Below are 993 nucleotides of genomic sequence, written 5' to 3'. Positions count from 1 at the left end.
AGGGTCGGTAAGAATTTTCACGCACCATGCGATGCCGGTTTTTACATCACGAATAAAAAATAAATGGAAGGTTCTAAAGAGCAGGGCTGTGACGCCTAAAATTAGCCATGCGATGGCCATGTTATTCAGAAAACCATTGAAGTCAGTGTAGGCGGTCATCGTGCCGAAAAACGTTGGGTCAAAGTACAGTGCAATTGGAATCGCTGCCCAGATGCCGTGAAGTACGCGTTTACGGTTTAAGTTGTAACCCACTTTGATTTCTTCTTTGTGTTCATGGGTAGCTTTGTTGATATGGTCATAATCGCGAGGTTCAAAAAAGAAATGGCCACTTTGGCGTGACACCATACCGATTCCCCAGCCAATCAGCGCTGCCACACCTGGATTGATAAAGAGCATCACATAAGCCGTTAGAAAACTAATTGAGCTAATAAAGTGCAATGTTTGGTTTATGCGGCTTTGATGATAATAGCGATGATCGTCCCATCGAAGTTCATTCAACTCGGCGAAGAAAGATGCGACGGCACCTTGCGGCGTAGGCTGGTTCATTGGGTTCATGACATTTGACCTGTAGATGGTTGAGCGTGAAAGTGATTTGGGCGCATTAGCGCTTGCCCCATGCGAATAATCTGCCCTTCTTCCATGTCTGGCATGAAGGTGAAATGCTTACTGGTGAGCATGACAATTGTTGAGCCATGCTCGAAATTTCCTAGGCGCTCTCCACGTGTGAAGTGCCGCTCGAAAGGAATCTTGTTCGCTCCTTTGCATTGCAGCGCTAAAGGAAAATCTAAATCTGAAAAACGCATGCTTGAGACCAGAATGGCTGCGACCGGCACTAATGCTATTCGAGCATGTGCATCTTCAGGGTTGAGCTCGATGACAGCGCGTTCGTTTTTACAGAACAATTTTTCGATGCGCCTAAGTGTGGGTGGATTAACGTTCCATGTATCCCCAGAAATGTAATGGATGCTCGATGTGTCGCAATCTGTTGGCGCG

At 46.4% G+C, this 993-nt stretch carries 2 protein-coding genes; both read right to left on the bottom strand.

Annotated features, from left to right (window positions below):
- The coding region (locus A3739_RS22170; RefSeq protein ID WP_068502782.1) for a hypothetical protein at positions 1-555 on the bottom strand (555 nt) is incomplete at its 3' end.
- A partial coding sequence (locus A3739_RS22165) for a phosphatidylserine decarboxylase (RefSeq protein ID WP_197472497.1) occupies positions 552-993 on the bottom strand: 442 nt, incomplete at its 5' end. The genes A3739_RS22165 and A3739_RS22170, both read right to left, overlap by 4 nt.

The organism is Oleiphilus sp. HI0067, assembly GCF_001635735.1.
This window is presented reverse-complemented; position numbering and strand designations above follow the sequence as displayed.